We start from the raw sequence: 22,262 nt of genomic DNA on the forward strand, positions 1-22,262 counted from the left end.
TGCTCGATGGCAGCAGGGACTTTTATCGAGAATAGTTATGATACGAACACGGCAAGAACTATCATATATAATGCATGGTGGTTCGAGTTAATTTTGTTTTTGTTTGTTGTGAACTTTATTGGTAATGTATTGAGGTTTAACTTATTCAGAAAAGAAAAAATTATAATCTTGATGCTACACTTAGCTTTTGTTTTTATTATAACCGGAGCATTTATCACTAGATATTTTGGACTTGAGGGAACAGTCTCATTAAGAGAAGGGGAAAGTAAACAAGAGATAGTGTCTGACAAAGCTTATTTAATGGCTGAAATTGAAACTAAAGGATTACAAGAGCGGACTGTTATTAATAAACCATTGTTATTATCTCAATTTGCTGAACGTAACAATGATTTTAGTATTCGTGTTAATCATCAAGGTAAACCAGTTGAGCTTTTCTACAGTCGTTTTGTAGTAAATGCAAAACAAGTTTTGAGACAGGATGAGAATGGACAGAGATACCTGGCAATTGTCACGATAATGGATAATGAAAGAGTTGATCACTTTATCCGTGAAGGAGACATTCTTAAGACATCAAATGTTACGTTTACCTTTAATAAACCCATGCTCAATGCCATTAACTTTATAACAGGTAAGAATGGAGAACTAGTGGTTAAAGCACCTGTTACGGGTAGTTTTTTGGAAATGGCTACCGGAGCAAGCGGTAGTATTGTTGCCAATGTTGACTCTTTACTCCGTATAAAAAGCCTTTATCAATTTAATACTATACAATTTGTTGTTCCACAATTACCACAGAGAGGAATGTTGGATGTTATTTCAGATCTGAAAAGTGAAAGGAGGGAAGAAAATGACGCTCTTGAACTCAAAATCAAAGTTGGAGATATTGTCAGAGAAGTGATTTTGTTTGGAAAGGAAAAGAAGAAAGGAGTTCCAGAAATTGTGATACTTGATAATTTGAGACTAAAATTATGTTATGGAAGCAGAGAGTTTAAGATCCCTTTTAAAATTAGGCTAAATGATTTTGTTGCAGAAAAATATCCTGGCACGTTAAACAGTTATTCCTCATTTGAAAGCAAAGTTTCTGTTTTGGATAAGAATAAGGAAATGAAAGAAAGAATTTATATGAATCACGTTTTAGATTATGATGGTTATCGTTTTTTTCAGGCTTCTTACCATCCCGATGAGAAAGGGACTGTTTTGGCAGTAAATCATGACCGTCTAGGGACTAACATCACTTACTTCGGATACACATTGTTGTATCTAGGATTGATTTTATTATTGTTTGATAAGAAATCAAGATTTGGAATTGCCCGAAAAAAACTTAAGAATCTCTCAAAGATTGGCTTTGTTATGACGATGCTTTTTTTCCTGTTATCAAGTGTAGCATCTCATGGACAATCGATAAAGACTTCTGAAAGGGCTGCTATTAAAGTACGCTTGGATTCGATTATAAATTTTTATGCTGTTCCTCCCCACCATGCTGATTTATTCAGTAGATTAGTTGTACAAGATGAAGTTGGGAGAATGAAACCCTTAAATACTTATTCGTCTGAATTGTTAAGGAAGATAAGTAAAAATGATCATTATAACACCTTGAACTCTGACCAGGTTGTGATTTCGATTTTGCAACAACCAAAGGTATGGTATAATGTCCCATTGATATATTTGAAAAAAGATAATGATAGCCTAAGAAAACTAATTGGTTTAGAGGCGGGTGAAAAATTTGCGGCTCTAGCAGATTTTTTTGATGACAGTGGACTGTATAAACTTGCAAATCAAGCTAAAGATTCTTATCGTTCCGCACTACCCAATCAATATGAGAAGGATTTTATAGAAACAGACAAGCGGGTTAATATCTATTATAATCTTTTGAGTGGTCGAGTGCTCAATATATTTCCAGTTCCAAATGATGCTAATAATAAATGGATTTCAGCCTCTGACGCTAGGCGTTCGAAAATTAAAGATAAAGATTTGCTTTTTGTGGAAAATATCATACCTCTTTACTTAAGTTCTTTAAACTCGGCTTTCGATGACACTAATTACGCTAAATCTGACTCACTGTTGCACAGTATTGAAAGATATCAATTAAGGTTTGGAAGTAAAGTTAGACCCTCTAATTCTAAAATAAGTGCTGAATTGCTTTACAATCATTATGATGTATTCAAAGGACTATTTAAATGGTACCTGTATGTTGGAATTCTTATGCTTGTTTTTTCAATAATCATGATTTTCAAGCCTTCAAAGCCACTAGGAGTTTGTCTAAAAGTAATGCATTATTTGATTCTTTTACTTTTTGGCTTACATACTTTAGGGCTTATTTGCAGATGGTATATTTCGGGTCATGCACCGTGGAGCGATGCTTACGAAACAATCATTTACATAAGTTGGGCTACCATGTTATTCGGATTAGTATTAGGCAAAAAATCAAGTTTGACGATTGCATCAACTGCTTTTGTTTGTTCAATGATACTAATGGTTGCTCATTGGAATTGGCTTGATCCTTCTATTGCCAATTTACAACCGGTTTTAAATTCCTATTGGCTGATGATTCATGTAGCTATAATTGTGGCAAGCTATGGACCTTTTACGTTGGCAATGATGCTAGGAATAGTTTCATTACTTATGATGTGTTTTTTAAATGATTCCAATAAAGATAAATTAGGGCTATCGATAACAAAAGTCCTGCTGATTACAGAAATCTCAATGACTGTCGGACTTATTATGCTAACTATCGGTAATTTTTTAGGTGGCCAATGGGCTAATGAAAGTTGGGGTAGGTATTGGGCATGGGATCCTAAGGAAACCTGGGCATTAATCAGCATAATGATATATGCTTTTGTTATCCATATGAGATTAGTTCCGATTCTAAAAGGCAAATGGCTCTTTTCTTTGTTTAGTGTTTTGTCTTATTATTCGATACTGATGACATATTTTGGGGTTAACTTTTATTTGTCGGGGTTGCATTCCTATGCAAAAGGGGACAAAGTAATTACGCCAGTGTATGTATATCTTTCGTTGGCCGGACTACTGGTGTTGGCAGTATTTTCTTTCTATAAACAAAAGGCCTTTTTAAAACCTTAAAATTATTACCTTTTTTTCTCAACTAAATTTAAAATCTATGAAAAGATATAAACTATTACTTATGTCTGTTTTTTTTTCTGTAAACTATGTTAATGGTCAATGTGCCTGCTGCGCCGGGGCTGCAACCGGCTCGTCAGGGAGTTTCAATAGTAATAATAACGGAAAGTTAACACTTCAAAAAAAACAGTTTATCATTGAAAATTATACTGAATACCGTAATATCAATTTGAAATCACACTCAATTGAAAATCAAGAAAAGCACGAAGAGGAAGAAACTCCACTCAAGAGTATTTTTGTAAATTCTTTGGGAGCTCGTTATGGGATTACTGATAAGCTCACTTTATCTGCCTTAATCCCTTATGTCTTTTTGCAAACCAATAGTGGTAATGATAATGGTGTTGGTGATTTAATGGTAGTGAGCACATTTAATGCTTATTCTAAAAATAATTTTAACCTAGCCTTACAAGGAGGTCTCGAATTGCCTACGGGAATTCAGAAAGGTTCGAATTTTGATAATACTACTGTTGTTGTCGGTTCAGGCTCATTTGACCCAATGATTGGGTTACTTATTTCAAAGCGATGGGAGAACAATATCACTCTTCAAGGTAATGGCACTTTTAAATTTACCACCAATGGATTTAAAGGAAATTATTATGGAAATATATCAGTCCAAAATATTTCAATCTCCTATAGCATAAAGGAGTTACAAGTTAAAGGAGAACAGATATCTGAAGATTCACCATATGAAATCACTGAAACAAAATACAGATGGACAATTTTTGGCGGTTACTACGGTGAATGGCTCGATAAAATAAGAGAAGATGACATTATAGATCAAGATTCCGGTTATTATCTTGGCTTTCTAAATCTGGGTGCCAATTTCAGTTATGACCAATGGAGCTTTCCATTGACTTTTTCGAGTCCCATTATTCAAAATGTGAATGGGCAACAAAATGACGCGGGAGTTAGAGTAAGAATAGGAATTGTTAAGTCCTTTTAGAATAATTCCTTCTTTAGTCACATTACAATGTTACTCCTTCTGAACTAATTATTTTACTTAGCATATTTAACAAAAAGTCAACTTCTGTTTTATGAGTCCTAAAAGAGACAATAGCTGCTCTTAAAGTAAAGTTTCCGTTAATGATTGTGCTTGAAATAAAAACCTTTCCATTATTTTGTATTTCTTTTACGATAAAGCGATTAAAATGGTCTGCGTTACCATTTTTGGGTACATATCTAAAAATTACAACTGATAAATCTGGTTTTGGGCCTAACTCAAAACCGATTTTTTTTACCTCAGAATAAAAATATTTTGCAAGGTCTAATTTTTCGTCTAAATATTCTTTAAATGCACTTTGGCCATATAGCTTTAATGGTAGCCACATTCTCAATCCTCTGAAATGTTTACTAAGTTCGGGTGAAAGGATGGAGGGAGAATAGCTATTACCATCTTCACCGGCATCCTGCATATAATTAGCAGTGTACTGATTGGCTGCAATAAGATGTTTGATATCCTTTATTAAAACTATACCGGAACCATAGGGAAGAAATAGGCTCTTATGCGGATCCATGATTATAGAATCTGCGGCTGAAATACCGTTTAACTTTTTTCTTCCCCTATTTGTCATAAGATAAAATCCGCCATAGGCAGCATCTATATGAAACCATATCGAATGTTTCGCTGCGATCTTCCCAATGTCAAGTAGAGGATCAATCATACCTGCATCTGTTGATCCTGCATTGGCAATAACTAAAAAAGGATTCAAACCAATTTTTAAATCCTCTGTAATCTGTACTTCCAATTCTTTCACATCAATACGTAATTCAGAATCAATATTAATGTACCGAATAATACAGTCCTCTAGGCCGATAATATTAATGGCTTTTTGTATGCTGTGATGTGATTGATGCGAACAGTAAACAACTGTTTTCTCTACATTTCGGATATTTATATTTTTTGCTCTTTTTGCTGTTAAGAGTGCTATCAGGTTTGCGTAACTTCCCCCTGAAGTCAAATTACCACCATAACCTTCAGTATACCCGGCAAGATTTGCTGTCCATCTGATTAATTCATTTTCCATGTTTACTGCTCCCGGAGAGGCATAAAATACTCCTGCAAATTTGTTGGAGATAGCGGCTATGTAATCACCGAGCGCAGAACTGAAAATCCCTCCTCCAGGAATGTATCCCATGTTAGCTCCGGAAGCGGTATTCAAACCAGGTTTCAATACTTCTTCTTCCAATAGCAATAAAATTTCCTCTATATTAGCAGTGTTATCATTAATTAACAATTTTTTATTTGTACTGACAGTAGCACTTAGGGGTTTATTATATGCCTTTAAATGTGTTAAGTTATCGAGGAAATTCTCGCCGAATGTTATTGTTTTATCTAATAGTTCTTTACGTTGTTGCTGCGATTCTTCCAATAAATATAACTTTTTGTTCTTCATTACTTTCCTGTATTTATTTGTTCGTGAGTAAAACCAATATTTAGAAGTGCAGTGATTATCCTCTTTTCAAATTTATAAGAACCACATATATAAATGTTTTGACCTGAATTTTTTACTCTTCTTTTAAGTAAGGTATAATAATCTATGCCATTCTCAGCATAAATGTTTTTGTAATTTGTACCTAAGATTTTTTTTAATTCCAAATCAAAAAAAACATCTGATTTTGTCTCGCTCAACGACAAAAGTTTGTGATTTGAAATGGTTGTCGATTCCGGAGTAATTTTTTTTAGGACACTTAAAACCCGTGCTGTAAAAATATTTTCCACTATAAACAGCCCCGGACCTTCGTATTCCTGTGCATCCCATGCTTCGGATATAAAAATGCTTTCATTAGTGTTTATTATACTGAGGTAATCTGAAATTTTACTGTCATTTGGACAACTCTTAACGATTATATCGAAAAAAGTTTTTCCGCTTACGTCTATAATTGTAAAAGTGTCCACCTCTAATCCGAATTCTGGTGCATCAATGCTTAAATCAATTACCTGACCGAACTTGCAATTGTAGTTGTATGGTTTCTCGATTGATAGTTTGACAATCCGTTCGTTTAAGAATCTTTTTTTAACGACTTTGACTTTGTAAGGGAAAATAAAACCCATGGTTTTGCAAATTTTGATTTGCAATTTTGATGCTAATTATGAAATAAGGTTACAAACGATAAGTATTTATTATAATAGAGTAAACGTTCTAACGTCTAATTTTAATTATTGTTTGAAACTTTGGAGTTCATTTTCAATATTTGTTTTAGCCTCTATTCCGTATTTTCTTTGGAAATATTCAGTTTTATATATGCTTTCCATTTGAAGAAAATGTTGAAGCGCTTTCTTTCTCCCGGAGGTATACATAAAATCAGGATAAAGCGTATATTCCTCTCGTATTTGTTCAGTGTATTTTTGATAGTCTTCTGCGTTTTTGCCTAGTATGGACAAGTCAGCATCAGTTAAAAAGTTGGTATCACTATCGGCTGAAAGTTCATGTAGTTTGGTAGCCAAAATCATATTGGCGCATTTTGCTATTTGGTCGGCAGCGTAACCAATTTCAGAAAGTCTATGCATAGCCAGTTTAGCACTGTCACCTTCATTAGTAATACTCGATGCTTTATAGATGATGTCGTGATAAAAAACAGCAAAAAGGGTAGTGTCCCAATCTTCAATTTTGTCCTGCACCGCTTTTAAGTCGGTTATCATAGCTTCAAGATGGTCAACAGTATGATAGTGTCTTTTAGATTCAGAATATTTAGTAAATATTTCCAACCATAAGTTATTGGCCAATTCGTGGTCTTTGGAGTATTTTTTAACGAGTTGGAGAAATGTATCTGTTAGCATGATTTGTTAATGAGAAAGAAATGTATAATGAATTTTCTCTTTAGGTAAAATTGTTACGAAATATAGTTTATTTTGATCTCACATACTTACTTATAATATAGTCAGTCACCGGTCTCAACCCTTTTTCTGTAACAGGATGAAATCCAGGACCATCAAAATACTCAGGTACACCATTGACCTTACAATACCAAATTATTGCTTTTTCACCTTCATAAAAAGTGGTGGTATCGCATACTGTTAATTTTCTTAGTGTTGCTGTATTTTTTTCAAATGGTACAATAGGAGAGGCCGCGTATAAATTGTTAATTTCACTTTGACAATCTATTTTTTCATAGTGGTCATTTTGCCATTGCATGCATTGTTTTTCAGGATAGACAATGCGCTTTACTACAAAACCTAAACAAAAAATACCCAGTAAAATAAATAGTAAATACTGCCATCTTCTGTACAATCCTTTATTGGAGCTATCTTCTAAGGTAAAACCCTGTATTATATGATCCTCATCCTTGTGCGGTTTCGATTCTACTTCATTTCCTATTCTCTCATTTCCCATAAATAAAGTATATGGTCTTGGTTCAAAATCTACCAATATTGCAGCTAAGCCCACTCTTGTTGGGTTTTCAGTATCTTTTTCCCCTTTTAAGAATGAGATGATAGGCTTAAACTTATCAATATTGCATCGCTCTATAGATTGCTTTAAATTCTCATCGGGTTTTGTTTCAAAAAAAACTCTCATTAACTCTTCATCAGCAGGTTTCAGTCCTTTAACACATTTCAAACTACACAAGTTTCGCAATAAAGCAGGGGTAGGTTTAGCTAATATACCCGATGCATCTTCATTTTTAGCTAGAGCAAATCGCTTAATAATCTCCTCTTTATAAACTTTGAAAGTAATTTTCTTCATAAAAAACAATTGAATTTTCGGAATTATTCAGAATTAATCGGAAACATCGGAAATACCGGAATTCCTTATAAACACTCATACCAAAACCCCATTCCTTTGTCTCAGAATTAGTTCTTGTTCTACATCGCGATAGAACAAATGTACAAAACTACTTCTTAAAAAGTGACGCTATGCAGGACTGAATTTTTATTCGGGAAGTATAATCAAACGGTTCTGTAACAGCGCACTTCACTTCCCAAAACAGTATTTCAAATACTCAAAATTCCGCATCGGTTTTAGCCTTTGCAATGGCTTCGGGAAAGACCCGGACAGCCACAGCTATGTCAAATTTTTAATAAAACATTATCATGAAAAAAATACTTTTATTTTCGTTTTTTATCTTGTCGTCAATTGCGATGACCTCTTGCACTGCTGATGAAATGCAGACACCAACTCAAAACCAAGTAGCCGATGATACCGGTGGACAACAAGGCATTCCGGTTCCACCTCCACCTCCACCTCCACCGGCAACTGGTTTCGGGAAAACGATATAATTTTTAGTTTTATATTCAGTACTAAAAATTATTTAATAACTTCGGGAAATGATACGAAAAAAGGTATGTTTCCCGATTTTAATTTTCATAATCCTTGTTGGTTTGTTTTCTTGTACTGGAAAAAAAAATAATCAAGAATTCAATGATTATACTCACTTGATAAACAAAGGGGATACCGCTTTCTACAAAAAAAAACAATTAGATAGTGCCTATTTTTATTATAATCAGGCCAAAGACAAATGCATTGACAAATCTAGTGAGGGGTATATGTATGCTATGCTTCAGATGGCTACTGTTCAGCAATATGTAGGTGACTTATATGGCGCCGAAGAAACCATAGCAGAAGGATTAGCGCATTACAAAGGAAGAACTTATCTCCCTTATTCGTATAACATGCTTGCGGTTAGTTATGACAAGCAAAAAAACTTTGAATCGGCCTTGTATTATTACGAAAAGGCCTTATTGTCTTTTACAGATAGCTTATCGAAAGTCATTGCCAAAAATAATATTGGATTGATTCATTTGGAAAAAGGACAATACGCTAAGGCTATTCAAATATTAAAACCGCTAATTAAGAATCCGTTTTTACAAAATAACAAGATTGAAATAGCCCGTGTATATGATAACTTAGGTTATGCCCAATTTAAAGCAAAGCATTCTGATGGCTATGTTAATCTGGTAACATCATTAAAAATAAGAGATAGTTTAAAGGACGATTTTGGTAAAATCCCATCGAACATTCATTTGTCTGAATACTTTAAAGAAACCGATAAAGCAGTAGCACAAAAGCATGCAATGAAAGCCCTAATAAGTGCAAAAAAAATAAACAGTCCCGATGATGAGCTGGAAGCTTTGCGATGGTTGATTGAAAACAGTGAACCTAACATCGTGAAACAATATTCGGCTGAGTTTTTTAGACTTAATGATAGTTTGTCATTGGCTAGAAGTTCAGCTAAAAATCAGTTCGCTAAGATTAAATATGATTCAACAACAGCATTTAAAAATCTTGAAATTCAAAAAGGACAAAAGCAACTCTACTTTATCCTTTTCCTTTCGGCAGTTTTACTAAGTATATTATCGTATTTTTTAATACGCTCCAGAAACAAAAACAAGTTAAAAACCATTTCCTACACGACGGAAACGCGTATTTCAAAAAAGCTGCACGACGAACTCGCCAACGATGTCTATAATGCTATGACCTTCGCTGAAACCCAAAATTTACAACTTCCCGATAAAAAAGAAACACTTATTGATAATCTCGACAAGATTTATAGCCGAACACGAAATATTTCCAAAGAAAACAGCAGTATCAATACTGATGCTAAATTCGAGAATGATTTAAAAGAAATGATCTCTGGGTATAGTAACAGCAAAGTAAATGTCATTACCAAAAACCTAAATGCAATTATTTGGTCAAAAATAGCAATCGAAAAGAAAATAGCTGTTTATAGGGTTTTACAAGAGTTATTGGTAAACATGAAAAAGCACAGTGAAGCCAATTTAGTGATGCTTAGTTTTGAAAGCACACCAAAATTTGTCGAGATACAATATACAGATAACGGTAAAGGAATTGACAATAACCAATTTTCAAAAAAAGGTTTGCAAAATGCGGAAAACCGTATTCTTGCTGTGAAAGGAACTTTTATTTTTGACAATCAAACCCATAAAGGTTTCAAAGTGACCATTCAAATACCAAAGTAAAATGCCATGTTTAAAAGAGTATTAATAGCCGAAGATATAGACAGTATTAATATTGGGGTAATTCAAGCGCTGAATGAATTATCGATAACCAATATTGACCATGTCAAATACTGTGATGATGCCATTTTGAAAATAAAGAAAGCTATTGCAGACAATTCGCCTTATGATCTTTTTATTTCCGACTTATCTTTTGAACAAGACCACCGTGACGTAAGAGTAAAATCCGGCGACGAAGCCATTCAGCAAATTAGAGTATTGCAACCCGCCCTTAAAATCATAGTTTACTCCGTTGAAGATAAAACTTTCAGAATTAAATCACTTTTTGAAAACAGTCATATAAATGGATACGTTCAAAAAGGCAGAAATAGTATCGACCATCTCAAAATAGCTATTGGTCAAATAGCGGATAGTGATAAACCTTATTTTTCCCCTAGTATACAACATATTTTTAAAGAAAAATCCTCTCGCGAAATTGATGATTATGACGTTAAAATTATCCAGCAATTAGCCATCGGTGTCTCTCAAGACGAAATGGAAGCTCGATTCAAAGAACTAGGCATTACACCCAATAGCAAAAGTACTATTGAGAAGAGAATTAGTAAACTTAAAGACCACTTCAGAGCCAATAACACAGTTCATTTAATTGCTATAGCGAAAGACTTTGGGATAGCATAAATCTCTTCATTTATATTTTTTTTTTGGCTTTACGGTAATCCGTAAGGATTGCAATTGTATTGAATTTAATTTTGACAAAAGTATTAACTGCATTTCGGTTGCAGAGCTATTGGTTAAAATTGTAAAGTTTTGGATATAAGAGTAGTCATAAAAATACATGAGCTTTTAAAAGCAAACAGAGCCGGAAATTCCAATGATATTTCATTGAAGTTGGGAATTTCTGTTCGTTCCGTGTACAATTATTTAACCTTTATGAAAACAGAACTCAATGCCCCAATTGCCTACAGTCATCAGACTAAGAATTATTGCTACGAAAGAGAATGTGAATTAAATTTCAGAGGTTAGTTTGTAAGATAAATTTAACTATGTTTGTATGATAAGTTAGGTTAAATCTAATTTATTCATTCACGTTGCTCCCCAAAGCTATTAGATCAAACAAAAGGATACTCATAAAAATACATTATGAAACAAAATTATATTGCCATTTTATTACTGTTGGTTTGTCAATTTGGGATCGCAAAGACAAAAGCTACTTTGCTACCAACGGCAACGATATCAGGTGGAACTACAGTTTGTCAAAATTCAGCTAGCCCTGTTATAACTTTTACTGGAAGTGGAGGAACAGCACCATATACTTTTACTTATAATATAAATAGCGGAAGTAATTTAACTGTTGTTACTGCTGGCAATAGTAGTACTGTTACGGTTTCTGTTAGTACTGCAAATCCGGGGGTTTATAATTACAGTTTAGTAAGTGTTGAAGATTCAGATAATCCTCCTAGTTCAGTTAATGTTTCTGGAAATGCCATCATCACGGTAAATCCTCAAGCAAATGCTGACTTGAATTCATCAGCAGAAGCGAGCAATTTTAACGGCTTCCCAACATTTAAAGTTTGTAATAATCAAGCAACTCAAATAGACTTTTTTAATGCTTCAACTACAACTGCAACAAATACAAATTATGCAATTAATTGGGGCGACGGTTCTCCTAATTTTACAGGTACAACATGGACAAGTTTATCTCATACCTACCAAGTAGGACTATGGACATTGACATATACAATAACTGCCCAAAATGGGTGTAATATTGTAAAAAATTATAAGGTGTTCGTGGGAAATAATCCAGCAGTAGGATTAGGAAATCCCGGCAACACTGATATTTGTATTTCTTCTTCATTAACATTTCCAATAACAGGTACTGATAATAACCCTCCTGGTACAACTTACGTTGTCACATTTAATGATGGCTCTGCTCCAATAAATTTTAATCATCCTCCTCCAGCCTCAGTAACACATAATTTTTTAGTCAGTTCATGTGGAACAACAAGTACTTCAGGTACTACAACTTATCAAAATTCTTTTTTTGCTAGTATTGCAGCAATAAATCCATGTGATCAATCATCTGCTTCCGTTGTACCAATACGGATATCTACACCACCAATAGCTAATTTTAATTTGCCGCAGACGACTGTATGTGTTGGTAACCAAATATGTTTTACTAATACTTCTACAGGAGGAGATTCGGCTTCCTCTACAAGTTGTTCAACTCCTAAATTAATTTGGACAATTTCTCCTAATACAGGATATACTTTAAGCAGTGGCACATTAGGAAATGATTTTGGCTCTTCAAATACTAACTCTTGGACAAGTGGCAGTACATCAATATGTCCTGTTTTCTCTGTTGTAGGAACTTATACAATCAAGCTCAAGATTGGAAATAGATGTGGTATTGATGAAATAACAAAAGTGATATGCGTCCAATCAACCTTAGTACCTCAATTTACTCTAGATACAAGTTCAGGGTGTATTCCACTTGCAGTAACAGCAACAAATACAACTAATTTGACGAATCAATGTTCAGCACCAACTTATTTGTGGCAAGTAACCCACACACCTTTATATTGTGCAACTACAACGGTATCTATTCCAAATCAAACAACTCCTAATGCTTCATTTAACTTTGTAGAATCAGGAAGCTATCTAATTAGATTGACAGTTACTAACTCATGCGGCAGTACAAATACAACTCAAACAGTCGTTGTCAAAAAACCACCAACCGCTTCAATAGCTCCCATAACTAATGCCTGTGGCACCGCAAATATAACACCTGTAGGTACAGTTACTAACTGCGCGCCTACAGGAGGCACATTGACTTATGTTTGGAGTTTTCCTGGTGGAACACCATCAACAGCAAGTACATTAAATCCTGGAACTATAAGTTATCCTACTGGAGGTCCTTATACGGTTTCTTTAATCGCAACGAACGAGTGTGGTGCTTCAAATACTGCTACTCAAACTTTCTCGGTGAATACAGCACCAGTTATCACAAATACTAGTTTGAGCCAAACCATTTGTTCAGGTTCTCAAACTACATTGGTGAACCTGACAGCCAATCCACCGGGAACTACATTTTCTTGGACTGCAACAGCAACAGCAGGCATCACAGGATTTACTGCTTCAGGAACGGGCAGTACAATTCCTGTTCAGACCATCACAACAACTAATCCTAATGCGGGTGCAGTTACCTACGTAATCACACCAACGTTTAATAATTGTGTTGGGCCAACGGTTAGTTATGTTGTCAATGTCAATCCGGCTCCATCTATAACAACACAACCTGCCTCCAGTTCAGTATGTTTGGGTGGAACACCGACAGTTTTGACCGTTGTTTTGAATACATCTGCGATTACACCCGCATATCAATGGTACTCAAATACAACGAGTTCTACCAGTGGTGGAACATTAATTCCCGGAGCTACAAATGCTACCTATAGTCCGCCATCAAGTACAGTAGGAACGTTATATTACTATTGTATTATTACTTTATCATCTGGTGGATGTTCAAGTTTAACTTCTTCAATTGCAACAGTTACTATCAATCCATTACCAACTATTAACACGCAACCTCAGGTTACACAAAATATCTGTGTTGGAGGTGTGATAAATGCCTTAACAGTGTCTTATACTGGTGGTGTCGGAACGGCTTCTTATCAATGGTATAGTAATACTAATAACGCAACTACCGGAGGGACACCGGTTGGGACAAATTCACCATCTTACACACCACCGGTATTTTCTACGGCCGGGACATTTTACTATTATGTTATTGTAAGTTTAAATGGAAATGGCTGTGGTACTGCGACGAGTAATACAGCAGAAATAGTAGTTTCACCTGACCCAATTATTTCAGTTCAACCCTTAGCTACTCAAACCCAATGTCAGAATACAACGGCTGCTCCGTTAACAATTTCGATTAGTGGTGGAGTTGGGACTTTCAGTTACCAATGGTATAGTAATGCAAATAACAATACAACAAGCGGTACCATGATACCCGGAGCAACAAGTAGCTCTTATTCACCTCCAACCACAACTATTGGAACTAGATACTATTATTGTATCATAATGCAAACCGGTTTGGGATGCTCAGTTACCAGTGCGACTGCAACTGTAGTTACTGTTCCGGCACCATCAATATCAACTCAACCTTTGGTTAGTCAAACAGTCTGTTTAAATGGGACAACAACCGTTTTGACAATTAATTACATAAATGGGATCGGAACCCCTGCTTATCAATGGTACAGCAGTATTTCCAATTCAAATGCTGGTGGAACATTATTGTCAGGTGAAACTAACAATTCCTTTACACCACCTTCTTCACCTGTAGGAACTACTTATTATTATTGTATCGTGACCTTTACTTCAGGTGGTTGTACAAGTGCTACTTCAAATACAGCAGCGGTAGTGGTTAATGATTTACCTGTTATCAATACCCAACCACTTTTGACTCAAAATATCTGTGTTGGAGGCATTATTAGTGCTTTGACAATTTCTTATAATGGAGGTGTTGGAACTGCCGGTTACCAATGGTATAGTAATACTTCAAACAGCAATTCAGGAGGAACATTAATAACCGGAGCAACTTCAGCAACTTATACACCGCCTGTTTTCAACAATGCTGGAAATTATTACTATTATGCAGTAGTGACTTTGAATGGTAATGGCTGTGGAACGGTAAATAGTAATACAGCAGAAATTGTAGTATCACCAGACCCTACGATTAGTAGTCAACCGTTAACCACCCAAACACAATGCCAGAATTCAGTTGCCACAGCTTTAACAATTACTGCTTCGGGTGGGGTAGGTACTTATAATTACCAATGGTATAGTAATACTAATAATAACAATACCGGCGGTACTGTAATATCAGGAGAAACGTCAAGTACATTTACACCTCCGACTGTAGCTACGGGAACAAGATATTATTATTGCATAGTAACACAATCCGGATTGGGATGTGGAGTGACTACCGCCGTATCGACAGTAATTGTTGTTCCGGCACCTATAATTACTACCCAACCTCAATCGGCCACCGTATGTGAAGGGTCTGTTTTATCCCCTTTAACGGTTGCTTATAACAACGGGACCGGAACAGCAAGTTACCAATGGTACAATACTAATGGTTTAATTCCGGGAGCAATCAATGATACTTATACGCCGAGCAATACAGTTACTGATACTTATTATTGCATGATTACTTTTTCTGCTGGAGGATGTACCAGTATTACTTCGAACTCAGCTGTCATAACAATTAATTCACTGCCTATAATAGATGTCCAACCGTTAAATACTCAAAGTATTTGCGTTGGAGGTTCAATTACTGCTTTACAAGTTTCTTATACTGGAGGAGTTGGAACACCAACCTATCAGTGGTATAGTAATACCGTGAATACTACGACAGGCGGCACTCCAGTTGGAACCAATTCTTCAAGTTATGCACCACCAGTATTTAGTGCTACAGGTAGCTTTTACTATTACGTAACTATTAGTTTAAATGGAGCAGGTTGTGGTATTATTACAAGTGACGTTGCAGAGGTAATAGTGGTGAATGATCCAATTGTAAATGTACAGCCAATCGCAGTACAAACACTCTGTCAAAATGGGCCAGCCACAGCATTGTCAATTTCAGTTTCAGGTGGAATTGGAATTAATTACACTTATCAATGGTATGTTTCTTCAATTAACGATACTTCATCAGGCACAGCAATTTCAGGAGAAACAAATCCGGTATACATACCTCCAACAAATAACGCCGGTACATTGTACTACTATTGTATAATATCCCAACCAAATGGAATTGGATGTAGTGCAACTACTAACATAGCTGCTGTTACAGTTAATTTAGCACCGGCTATTGCCAATCAACCATTGTCAAGTACAATTTGTCTGGGTCAGACTCCGACGGTTTTGTCTTTTACAGTTATTAATGGTTTAGGTACTGCAACCTATCAATGGTATATTAATTCAAGTAATTCAAATATCGGAGGGACTTTAATTTCAGGAGCAACAAATGCAACATATAATCCACCATCTGGTGTTTCAGGAACAAACTATTATTATTGTGTAGTAACCTTTTCGGCAATAACCGGAGGATGTTCAGTTATTGTTACAAATGCAGCTGAGGTAACCATAAACCCAAATCCTGAAATTGCATCAGAAATGCTTACTATTTGCAGTGGAGCTACATTTACAGTTACCCCAACAAATTCCGGTAGCAATATTGTTCCTATTGGTACAACCTATATTTGGTCAAACCCTGTTGTAAATCCGAGTGGAGCTGTAACTGGGGCAACTTCAGCACCAAATCCACAAAATCAAATCAGTCAGACTTTGGTTAATACTACTACTAGTCCGGCTACAGTTACTTATACAATTACCCCAACTTCGGGTGTTTGTATCGGCAATGATTTCACAATAACTGTAACGGTCAATCCTGCTATTAATCCTAATGTTGTGGCGACAAACAGCACTTGTTTCGAGATTAATAATGCTTCTATTACGACTAATATAACCGGTGGTATTCCTTTTTCAACAGGACCGGCATATTTAATCAATTGGACCGGTCCAATTGGATTTGTCTCATCAGCAAATAATATTACTGGTTTAGTACCGGGGACTTATAATCTTACTATTGATGATGCAGGAGGATGTCCTTTTTCAGATTCCTATATTATCACAGAGCCAACAGAAATTGTAATCACTGTGGATAGTGAAAATGATATCACTTGTTTTGGAAGCGCTAACGGAAGTGTTAATATAACTGTTACCGGTGGCACCGGAAGTCATTTCTATACCTGGACTCATAATGGGTCACCTTATTCGACTAGTGAAGATATTTCAAATTTGAGTCCCGGAACCTATATTGTTTCGGTAACAGATGCCAATAGTTGTGGCCCCAAAACAGCAACATTTACAATAACGCAACCACCAATATTAGCGGTCAATTTACTAAGTCAAACCAATGTTTTATGTTATGGGGCAGCAACCGGAGCCATTACTGTAAATGTAACCGGAGGCACTCCAAATCCAACTACTTCCGATTATACTTATTCATGGACAGGTCCTAATGGTTTTACAAGTTCGGGTCAAAATTTAAGTAATATTCCGGCTGGCACATACAATTTGATAGTAACAGACGATCAAGGATGTATTAAAAACCTAACCGTTGAAATTAATCAATCTACAGAAATAGTCATCAGTTATACCACTACACCAATAACTTGTTATGGCGCTAATAATGCTTCAATATCAGTAATGATATCAGGCGGAAACGCTCCCTATCAATACCAGTGGAATAATTTGGCGACCACTTTGAATCAAACCAATTTGTCAGCTGGAACATATATCATAACCGTTACAGATAATGTTGGCTGTATTAAAGTTCAAACTATAATTATACCAGAAGCACCTGTATTTACAGTTAACCCTGTAGTTACTAATGTAACTTGTTACGGCGCAAACAACGGAAGCATTAATCTTAATTTAACAGGAGGTATTGCGCCGGTAGCCCTGACATGGAGTGACGGAAGTACATCAGGATTAATCAGAAACAATCTACCTCCCGGAACATATACAGCCACTATATCAGATGGTACTCCTTGTTTTATAGTTCGAATATTCACTATTGTACAGCCGCAACCTTTAGTTCTTTCTGCTAACATAACCCATCCATTGGATTGTAATGTAGCCAATAGTGGAGCAATTAATTTAATTGTATCCGGAGGCACTGCGCCATTTAATTATAGTTGGAGCAATGGTTCAACCATTGAGGACTTAACAAGTCTGAATGCAGGAAATTATTTGGTGACGGTAACTGATGCAAATAATTGTGTCACTTCAGGGCAATACGCTTTAGTCAGACCTGATCCTATTCAAATAGTCGTATCAACTCAAACTGATTTTGACTGTGCTAGTCATCAAGTAACTCAAAATTTTGTAGCTCAAGCTAGTGGCGGTGTACCGCCATTCCAATACCAATGGTCAAGCGGAAATGTTAGTGGGTCTAATGGTCAAATAATGAATTCAAATACCAATGGAACTGTTATTCTTACTGTTACAGACAATGTTGGGTGTAGCGCAACTTATACCGTAGACGTTGATAACCCCGAAATTGGCTATGCTTCTTTTGAAGCAACTTCCTTTGGGTATACCACTTATGGAATTTACTCAATAGGAGATCCAATCCAATTTAACAGCACCATTACTGGCGACTATGTATCAGTATCTTGGGATTTTGGCGATGGCACTTTTTCAACAGAATTAAATCCGGTTCATACCTATCTTATCCCTAGAGATTATGTAGTGACGCAAACCGTTACTTATCCTTTTGGCTGTGTCTATGTGCAAACCATAACTTTAATTGTTGAAAAGGGATATCTGCTAGTAGTGCCAACAGCCTTTACCCCAAATAGCGATACTTTAAATGATACTTACCGACCGGTTACTAAAAGACTGAAAGAGGTTCAATTGGATATTTATGATACTTGGGGTTCGCTCATTTATACTGAAAAAGGAGAGGTTTTGGTAGGTTGGGATGGAAAAATAAAAGGCTTCAATGCCGAAAACGGAAACTATTATAGTAAAGTAACTGCCGAAACATTCTATGGAACGATAGTGAATGAAAATCAAACTTTTGTTTTAATCAAATAATGCTAAACCACATGAAATTTAAATTTATTCTCGTTGCAGCATTCTCTTTGATTACAACTTTTAGTAATGCGCAAGACCCTATATTCACGCAATTCTATCTTGTTCCGGAAACATTAAATCCTGCATTTACCGGTATTTCTAATACATGGAATGCAGGGTTAATTCACAGGCGTCAATGGCCGGATGGCAATCGTAAAATAGACACTCAGTTTGGTTTTGCCAACAATCTAATAAAAGATGAAATAGGTGTTGGAATAACCGTTTTAAATCATAATGAAGTATTTACCGGTTACAATTATTTTAAGTTCAACGGAACCTTTTCCTATCGCATTGATTTGGATTATGATTGGAGACTGAGATTAGGTCTCGAAGCAGGATATGGAAGGAAAGACTTTAATTTTAATAATCTTTTATTGGAAGACCAAATCAATATCAATACTGGAGCGATTAGCCCTGGAAGTGTTGACCCGGGTGTAATGGATTATAGCAATAAAATTAACTTCATGGATTTTTCTGCCGGGTTTGTATTCGATCAGGAAGATGCATGGTTTGGTGTAGCCGTAAAACACTTAAACAGACCTGACATTTCTTTCAGAGAAAATGCTAATGTACCCTTAGATTTATTCATTTCTGTTCATGGAGGATTTTATTATGAGTTTTTCAATTCTCCTTCTAAACTAATCCCTGAAGGTACAAATCTACTGATAACAGCCAATTATATGCGACAAGGACAATACAATAGGTTGGACATTGGAACAGTGATGGATTTCAGTCGCTTTAGTTTTGGACTAATAGCTGTGACAAACCCTGAAGGCAGAGCATCCAATAGCCACTTAATAACCTCATTAAATCCGGTTCTTTCTTTTAAAACCAGCGAATTTACTTTTGGATATTCTTATGATTGGAATACTTCAAGGATTGGCAGAACTCAAGGCGTACATGAGTTATCTTTAACATGGCAATCCAGCTACCGTTGTGATCGTTGCGACAATTATAAAGTCAAATTAAAACGCAACGGTGAGGCAGGTTATCAGAAGATGTAATCGTCTAAACAGTTATTTTATAAACACCCTTAAGGGTGTTTTTTTATGCCTTTACGGAAAACCGTAAAAAACTCATTTATAATGAACTTAAGTTTGAGTATTAATTTAAAAAAATAATAGACATGAAATTCCCAAAATTTATTATCAAAAAAAGCACTAACGACCAATTTTACTTCAATTTATGGTCTTCCGATGAAGAAATTATTCTAAAAAGCGAAATGTATACTTCTAAACAAAATTGTAAGAATGGGATAGAGTCTGTAAAGACAAATTCATCAGATGACAAGAATTATGAAAAAAAGGTGTCTGAAAATTCTAAATTCTTTTTTGTCTTAAAATCACCAAGTAACGGGCAAACAATTGGCTTAAGCAACTTATATTCAACTTCTACTGATAGAGATAATGGCATTAAACAAACAAAGAGTGATGCACCGGTAGCCGGAACAGAAGACTTATCATAAACCAACCCATGGAACTACAAATACAACTCAAAACCCTCGCCGATAAAATCAATCAGCTAAAAGACAAAATCGGTACAGAGGAATCAACGAAGCATGCCTTTGTTTTACCTTTTATAAACATATTAGGTTACGACACCTTCAATCCTACTGAAGTAGTTCCCGAATTCACCGCTGATTTAGGATTGAAGAAAGGAGAGAAAGTGGATTATGCGATTATTCAAGATGGGGAGCCAATTTTAATCATTGAATGCAAAAACTGGAAAGATAATTTATCTGTTCACGGTTCACAACTTTTCAGATATTTTCATGTTTCAAAAACTCGTTTTGCTTTGCTTACAAACGGAATTACTTACCAATTTTTTACCGATTTGGATGAGAAAAACAAAATGGATCAAAAGCCATTTCTCGAATTTGATATCACCAATCTAAAAGACAATAGCATTAACGAAATTGCCAAATTTCATAAATCAAGTTTTGATGTCAATAATATAGTCAGTAATGCCAGTTCTTTGAAGTATATCAAAGAAATAAGAAAGCAAATTGATAATGAATTGACCAATCCCTCTTTTGATTTTGTGAAGCTTTTTGCTAATAAAGTATATTCCGGTAGATTGACTGAAAAAGTAATGGAAGAATTCAAAGAATTGGTCAGCAAAGGATTTAATCAATTCATCAATGAGAAAATCAACGACCGACTAAATGCTGCGCTGAACAAAGAAGCCCAAAATCAAAGAGTCGATCAAATTGAAACTGTTGAAGATGAAAGTAAAATTTTTACCAGCGAAGAAGAAATGGAAGGATATAGAATTGTAGTTGCCATTTTGAGACGCAAGCTTCCTGTAAATAGAATAATTTGTCGTGATACGCAATCCTATTTTGGGATTCTCTTAGATGACAATAACCGCAAACCATTATGTCGTTTACATCTTAATGGAGGTAAAAAGTATATAGGCCTTTTCAATAATGACAAAAATGAAAAGAGAGAACCTATTCAATCGGTAGATGATATTTACCAATTTGAAAAAGAGTTACTGGAAACCGTTAGGTTGTATGAAGTGGAATAAAATTATAACAAAATAATTGTGGAACGTTTACTCCGGAATGGCTTTGCATACAGTTGTTCCGGTGGTAAACGAATTTAAAAGGAGCATTTGTGTTAATAAAAAATATTAGACTGTATTTTGGTTGCAGTCTAAAATGTTAAAATTGGTTTTAATATCTGATTATATGGGCTTCCGATTTAATAAAAGAATTAATATAGGTAAAGGATTTGGAATTAACCTAAGTAAATCCGGAGTATCACCAAGTGTAAGAACTAAACTAGGCTCTTTTAGTACAAAAGGATATTCTCTTAAAACCGGTGTACCCGGGCTATCATACAGAAAGACAGCAAATTCAAAAGGATGTCTGTTAAGTTTTGTTTTTTATATAGTATTGGGAATTTCAATTTACCAAACATTTAAATAGAAAATTATGAAAACATTTTTATCCATTTTTATTTTACTATTGATTTCGTGTAATCAAACTAACGAAAATAAAGTTGAGCAAAACATTGCATCAACATGCGAAGCACGTGGCTGTTCTGGTTCAGATTACTGTAGCGCTTGCAAAAATTGTACAGGATGTAAGCATTGTGCTAAACAGGGAGGAAGTTGTGGGGTATGTAAAAAACCTTCTAAGAAGAAGAAAAATTAATAATACTTTTTGTATTAAAAAAAATAATTATTTTTATAATTCTCTAACAATAAGCAGGTTATTTATGAAAGGAACACTTTTAATAGTTGTAATTGCATTATTGTTAGCTTTAGCCCCTTTGCCAATAGGTTATTATACTTTTCTTAGAATACTTGTAACTATCACATCGTTGATTATAATTGCTAAAGAATTCAAAGCAGGATTAACTATTTGGCTCATACTTTTTGGAATTACCTCAATAGTTTTCAATCCCATTATCCCAATCTACCTTTATCAAAAATCGCTATGGATGCCTATAGATATAGTGGCATCAATACTATTTCTTAGTTATTCATTTAAAAAGCAATAAGG

16 protein-coding genes are annotated in these 22,262 nt (G+C 35.2%); 12 read left to right on the forward strand and 4 right to left on the reverse strand.

The window, feature by feature from the left end; all coding sequences use genetic code 11:
• The first annotated feature begins 171 nt into the window (after positions 1–171).
• Both ccsA and B3C16_RS08790 read left to right on the forward strand, forming a co-directional pair.
• Entirely contained in the window at positions 172–3,078 is a 2,907-nt protein-coding gene (gene ccsA, locus B3C16_RS08785) for a cytochrome c biogenesis protein (RefSeq protein ID WP_291130963.1), read from the forward strand.
• Positions 3,079–3,115: 37 nt separating this feature from the next.
• Positions 3,116–4,078: a transporter gene (locus B3C16_RS08790; RefSeq protein WP_121312760.1), complete on the forward strand. Its 963-nt coding sequence runs from the start codon at positions 3,116–3,118 to the stop codon at positions 4,076–4,078.
• Between the two features lie 22 nt (positions 4,079–4,100).
• Here B3C16_RS08790 and B3C16_RS08795 read toward each other — a convergent pair whose 3' ends face one another.
• The 4 genes from B3C16_RS08795 to B3C16_RS08810 form a co-directional block, all read right to left on the reverse strand.
• Positions 4,101–5,528, reverse strand: a complete 1,428-nt coding sequence (locus B3C16_RS08795) for a pyridoxal phosphate-dependent decarboxylase family protein (RefSeq protein WP_291130966.1) — start codon at positions 5,526–5,528, stop codon at positions 4,101–4,103.
• Positions 5,528–6,187 (reverse strand): hypothetical protein, encoded by a 660-nt coding sequence (locus tag B3C16_RS08800; RefSeq protein WP_147406818.1) that lies wholly within the window; start codon positions 6,185–6,187, stop codon positions 5,528–5,530. Before B3C16_RS08800 ends, B3C16_RS08795 begins: the two co-directional genes overlap by 1 nt.
• Positions 6,188–6,292: 105 nt before the next feature.
• On the reverse strand, positions 6,293–6,913 hold the full coding sequence (locus B3C16_RS08805; protein WP_291130968.1) for a hypothetical protein: 621 nt from the start codon (positions 6,911–6,913) through the stop codon (positions 6,293–6,295).
• Between the two features lie 67 nt (positions 6,914–6,980).
• Positions 6,981–7,817 carry a hypothetical protein gene (locus tag B3C16_RS08810; protein ID WP_291130970.1) on the reverse strand — a complete coding sequence of 279 codons (837 nt, stop codon included), beginning with the start codon at positions 7,815–7,817 and terminating at the stop codon, positions 6,981–6,983.
• A gap of 347 nt (positions 7,818–8,164) precedes the next feature.
• On the opposite strand from B3C16_RS08810, the gene B3C16_RS08815 reads away from it, so the two are divergent.
• The 10 genes from B3C16_RS08815 to B3C16_RS08855 all read left to right on the forward strand — a co-directional run bounded on the left by B3C16_RS08815 (position 8,165) and on the right by B3C16_RS08855 (position 22,260).
• Positions 8,165–8,350 carry a hypothetical protein gene (locus B3C16_RS08815; RefSeq protein WP_291130972.1) on the forward strand — a complete coding sequence of 62 codons (186 nt, stop codon included), beginning with the start codon at positions 8,165–8,167 and terminating at the stop codon, positions 8,348–8,350.
• Between the two features lie 48 nt (positions 8,351–8,398).
• A complete protein-coding gene (locus B3C16_RS08820) occupies positions 8,399–10,051 on the forward strand; it encodes a tetratricopeptide repeat protein (RefSeq protein WP_291130974.1) in 1,653 nt (550 codons plus the stop codon).
• Positions 10,052–10,057: 6 nt separating this feature from the next.
• On the forward strand, positions 10,058–10,726 hold the full coding sequence (locus B3C16_RS08825) for a response regulator (RefSeq protein ID WP_291130976.1): 669 nt from the start codon (positions 10,058–10,060) through the stop codon (positions 10,724–10,726).
• A gap of 129 nt (positions 10,727–10,855) precedes the next feature.
• On the forward strand, positions 10,856–11,071 hold the full coding sequence (locus B3C16_RS08830; protein ID WP_291130978.1) for an HTH domain-containing protein: 216 nt from the start codon (positions 10,856–10,858) through the stop codon (positions 11,069–11,071).
• Between the two features lie 117 nt (positions 11,072–11,188).
• Positions 11,189–18,712 (forward strand): PKD-like domain-containing protein, encoded by a 7,524-nt coding sequence (locus tag B3C16_RS08835; protein WP_291130980.1) that lies wholly within the window; start codon positions 11,189–11,191, stop codon positions 18,710–18,712.
• A gap of 11 nt (positions 18,713–18,723) precedes the next feature.
• Positions 18,724–19,755, forward strand: a complete 1,032-nt coding sequence (locus B3C16_RS08840) for a PorP/SprF family type IX secretion system membrane protein (protein ID WP_291130982.1) — start codon at positions 18,724–18,726, stop codon at positions 19,753–19,755.
• A 122-nt stretch (positions 19,756–19,877) separates the two neighbouring features.
• The gene (locus tag B3C16_RS08845; protein ID WP_291130984.1) at positions 19,878–20,216 is read left to right on the forward strand and encodes a YegP family protein; all 339 of its coding nucleotides are present in this window, start codon (positions 19,878–19,880) and stop codon (positions 20,214–20,216) included.
• An 8-nt stretch (positions 20,217–20,224) separates the two neighbouring features.
• Positions 20,225–21,280: a type I restriction endonuclease gene (locus tag B3C16_RS08850; protein ID WP_291130986.1), complete on the forward strand. Its 1,056-nt coding sequence runs from the start codon at positions 20,225–20,227 to the stop codon at positions 21,278–21,280.
• Positions 21,281–21,443: 163 nt separating this feature from the next.
• Positions 21,444–21,683, forward strand: coding sequence for a DUF4236 domain-containing protein (locus tag B3C16_RS16500; protein ID WP_414655262.1), 240 nt, complete (start codon positions 21,444–21,446; stop codon positions 21,681–21,683).
• A gap of 106 nt (positions 21,684–21,789) precedes the next feature.
• On the forward strand, positions 21,790–22,260 hold the full coding sequence (locus tag B3C16_RS08855) for a DUF6804 family protein (protein ID WP_291130988.1): 471 nt from the start codon (positions 21,790–21,792) through the stop codon (positions 22,258–22,260).
• Positions 22,261–22,262 lie beyond the last annotated feature (2 nt).

This window comes from Flavobacterium sp. UBA7682 (genome assembly GCF_002482945.1).
Lineage (GTDB): Bacteria > Bacteroidota > Bacteroidia > Flavobacteriales > Flavobacteriaceae > Flavobacterium.

Bases quoted from the DNA above. Each gene is read 5' to 3' on its own strand.
- ccsA (WP_291130963.1), top strand. From the start codon at position 172: ATGCTACACTTAGCTTTTGTTTTTATTATAACCGGAGCATTTATCACT.
- B3C16_RS08790 (WP_121312760.1), top strand. From the start codon at position 3,116: ATGAAAAGATATAAACTATTACTTATGTCTGTTTTTTTTTCTGTAAAC.
- B3C16_RS08795 (WP_291130966.1), bottom strand. From the start codon at position 5,528: ATGAAGAACAAAAAGTTATATTTATTGGAAGAATCGCAGCAACAACGT.
- B3C16_RS08800 (WP_147406818.1), bottom strand. From the start codon at position 6,187: ATGGGTTTTATTTTCCCTTACAAAGTCAAAGTCGTTAAAAAAAGATTC.
- B3C16_RS08805 (WP_291130968.1), bottom strand. From the start codon at position 6,913: ATGCTAACAGATACATTTCTCCAACTCGTTAAAAAATACTCCAAAGAC.
- B3C16_RS08810 (WP_291130970.1), bottom strand. From the start codon at position 7,817: ATGAAGAAAATTACTTTCAAAGTTTATAAAGAGGAGATTATTAAGCGA.
- B3C16_RS08815 (WP_291130972.1), top strand. From the start codon at position 8,165: ATGAAAAAAATACTTTTATTTTCGTTTTTTATCTTGTCGTCAATTGCG.
- B3C16_RS08820 (WP_291130974.1), top strand. From the start codon at position 8,399: ATGATACGAAAAAAGGTATGTTTCCCGATTTTAATTTTCATAATCCTT.
- B3C16_RS08825 (WP_291130976.1), top strand. From the start codon at position 10,058: ATGTTTAAAAGAGTATTAATAGCCGAAGATATAGACAGTATTAATATT.
- B3C16_RS08835 (WP_291130980.1), top strand. From the start codon at position 11,189: ATGAAACAAAATTATATTGCCATTTTATTACTGTTGGTTTGTCAATTT.
- B3C16_RS08840 (WP_291130982.1), top strand. From the start codon at position 18,724: ATGAAATTTAAATTTATTCTCGTTGCAGCATTCTCTTTGATTACAACT.
- B3C16_RS08845 (WP_291130984.1), top strand. From the start codon at position 19,878: ATGAAATTCCCAAAATTTATTATCAAAAAAAGCACTAACGACCAATTT.
- B3C16_RS08850 (WP_291130986.1), top strand. From the start codon at position 20,225: ATGGAACTACAAATACAACTCAAAACCCTCGCCGATAAAATCAATCAG.
- B3C16_RS16500 (WP_414655262.1), top strand. From the start codon at position 21,444: ATGGGCTTCCGATTTAATAAAAGAATTAATATAGGTAAAGGATTTGGA.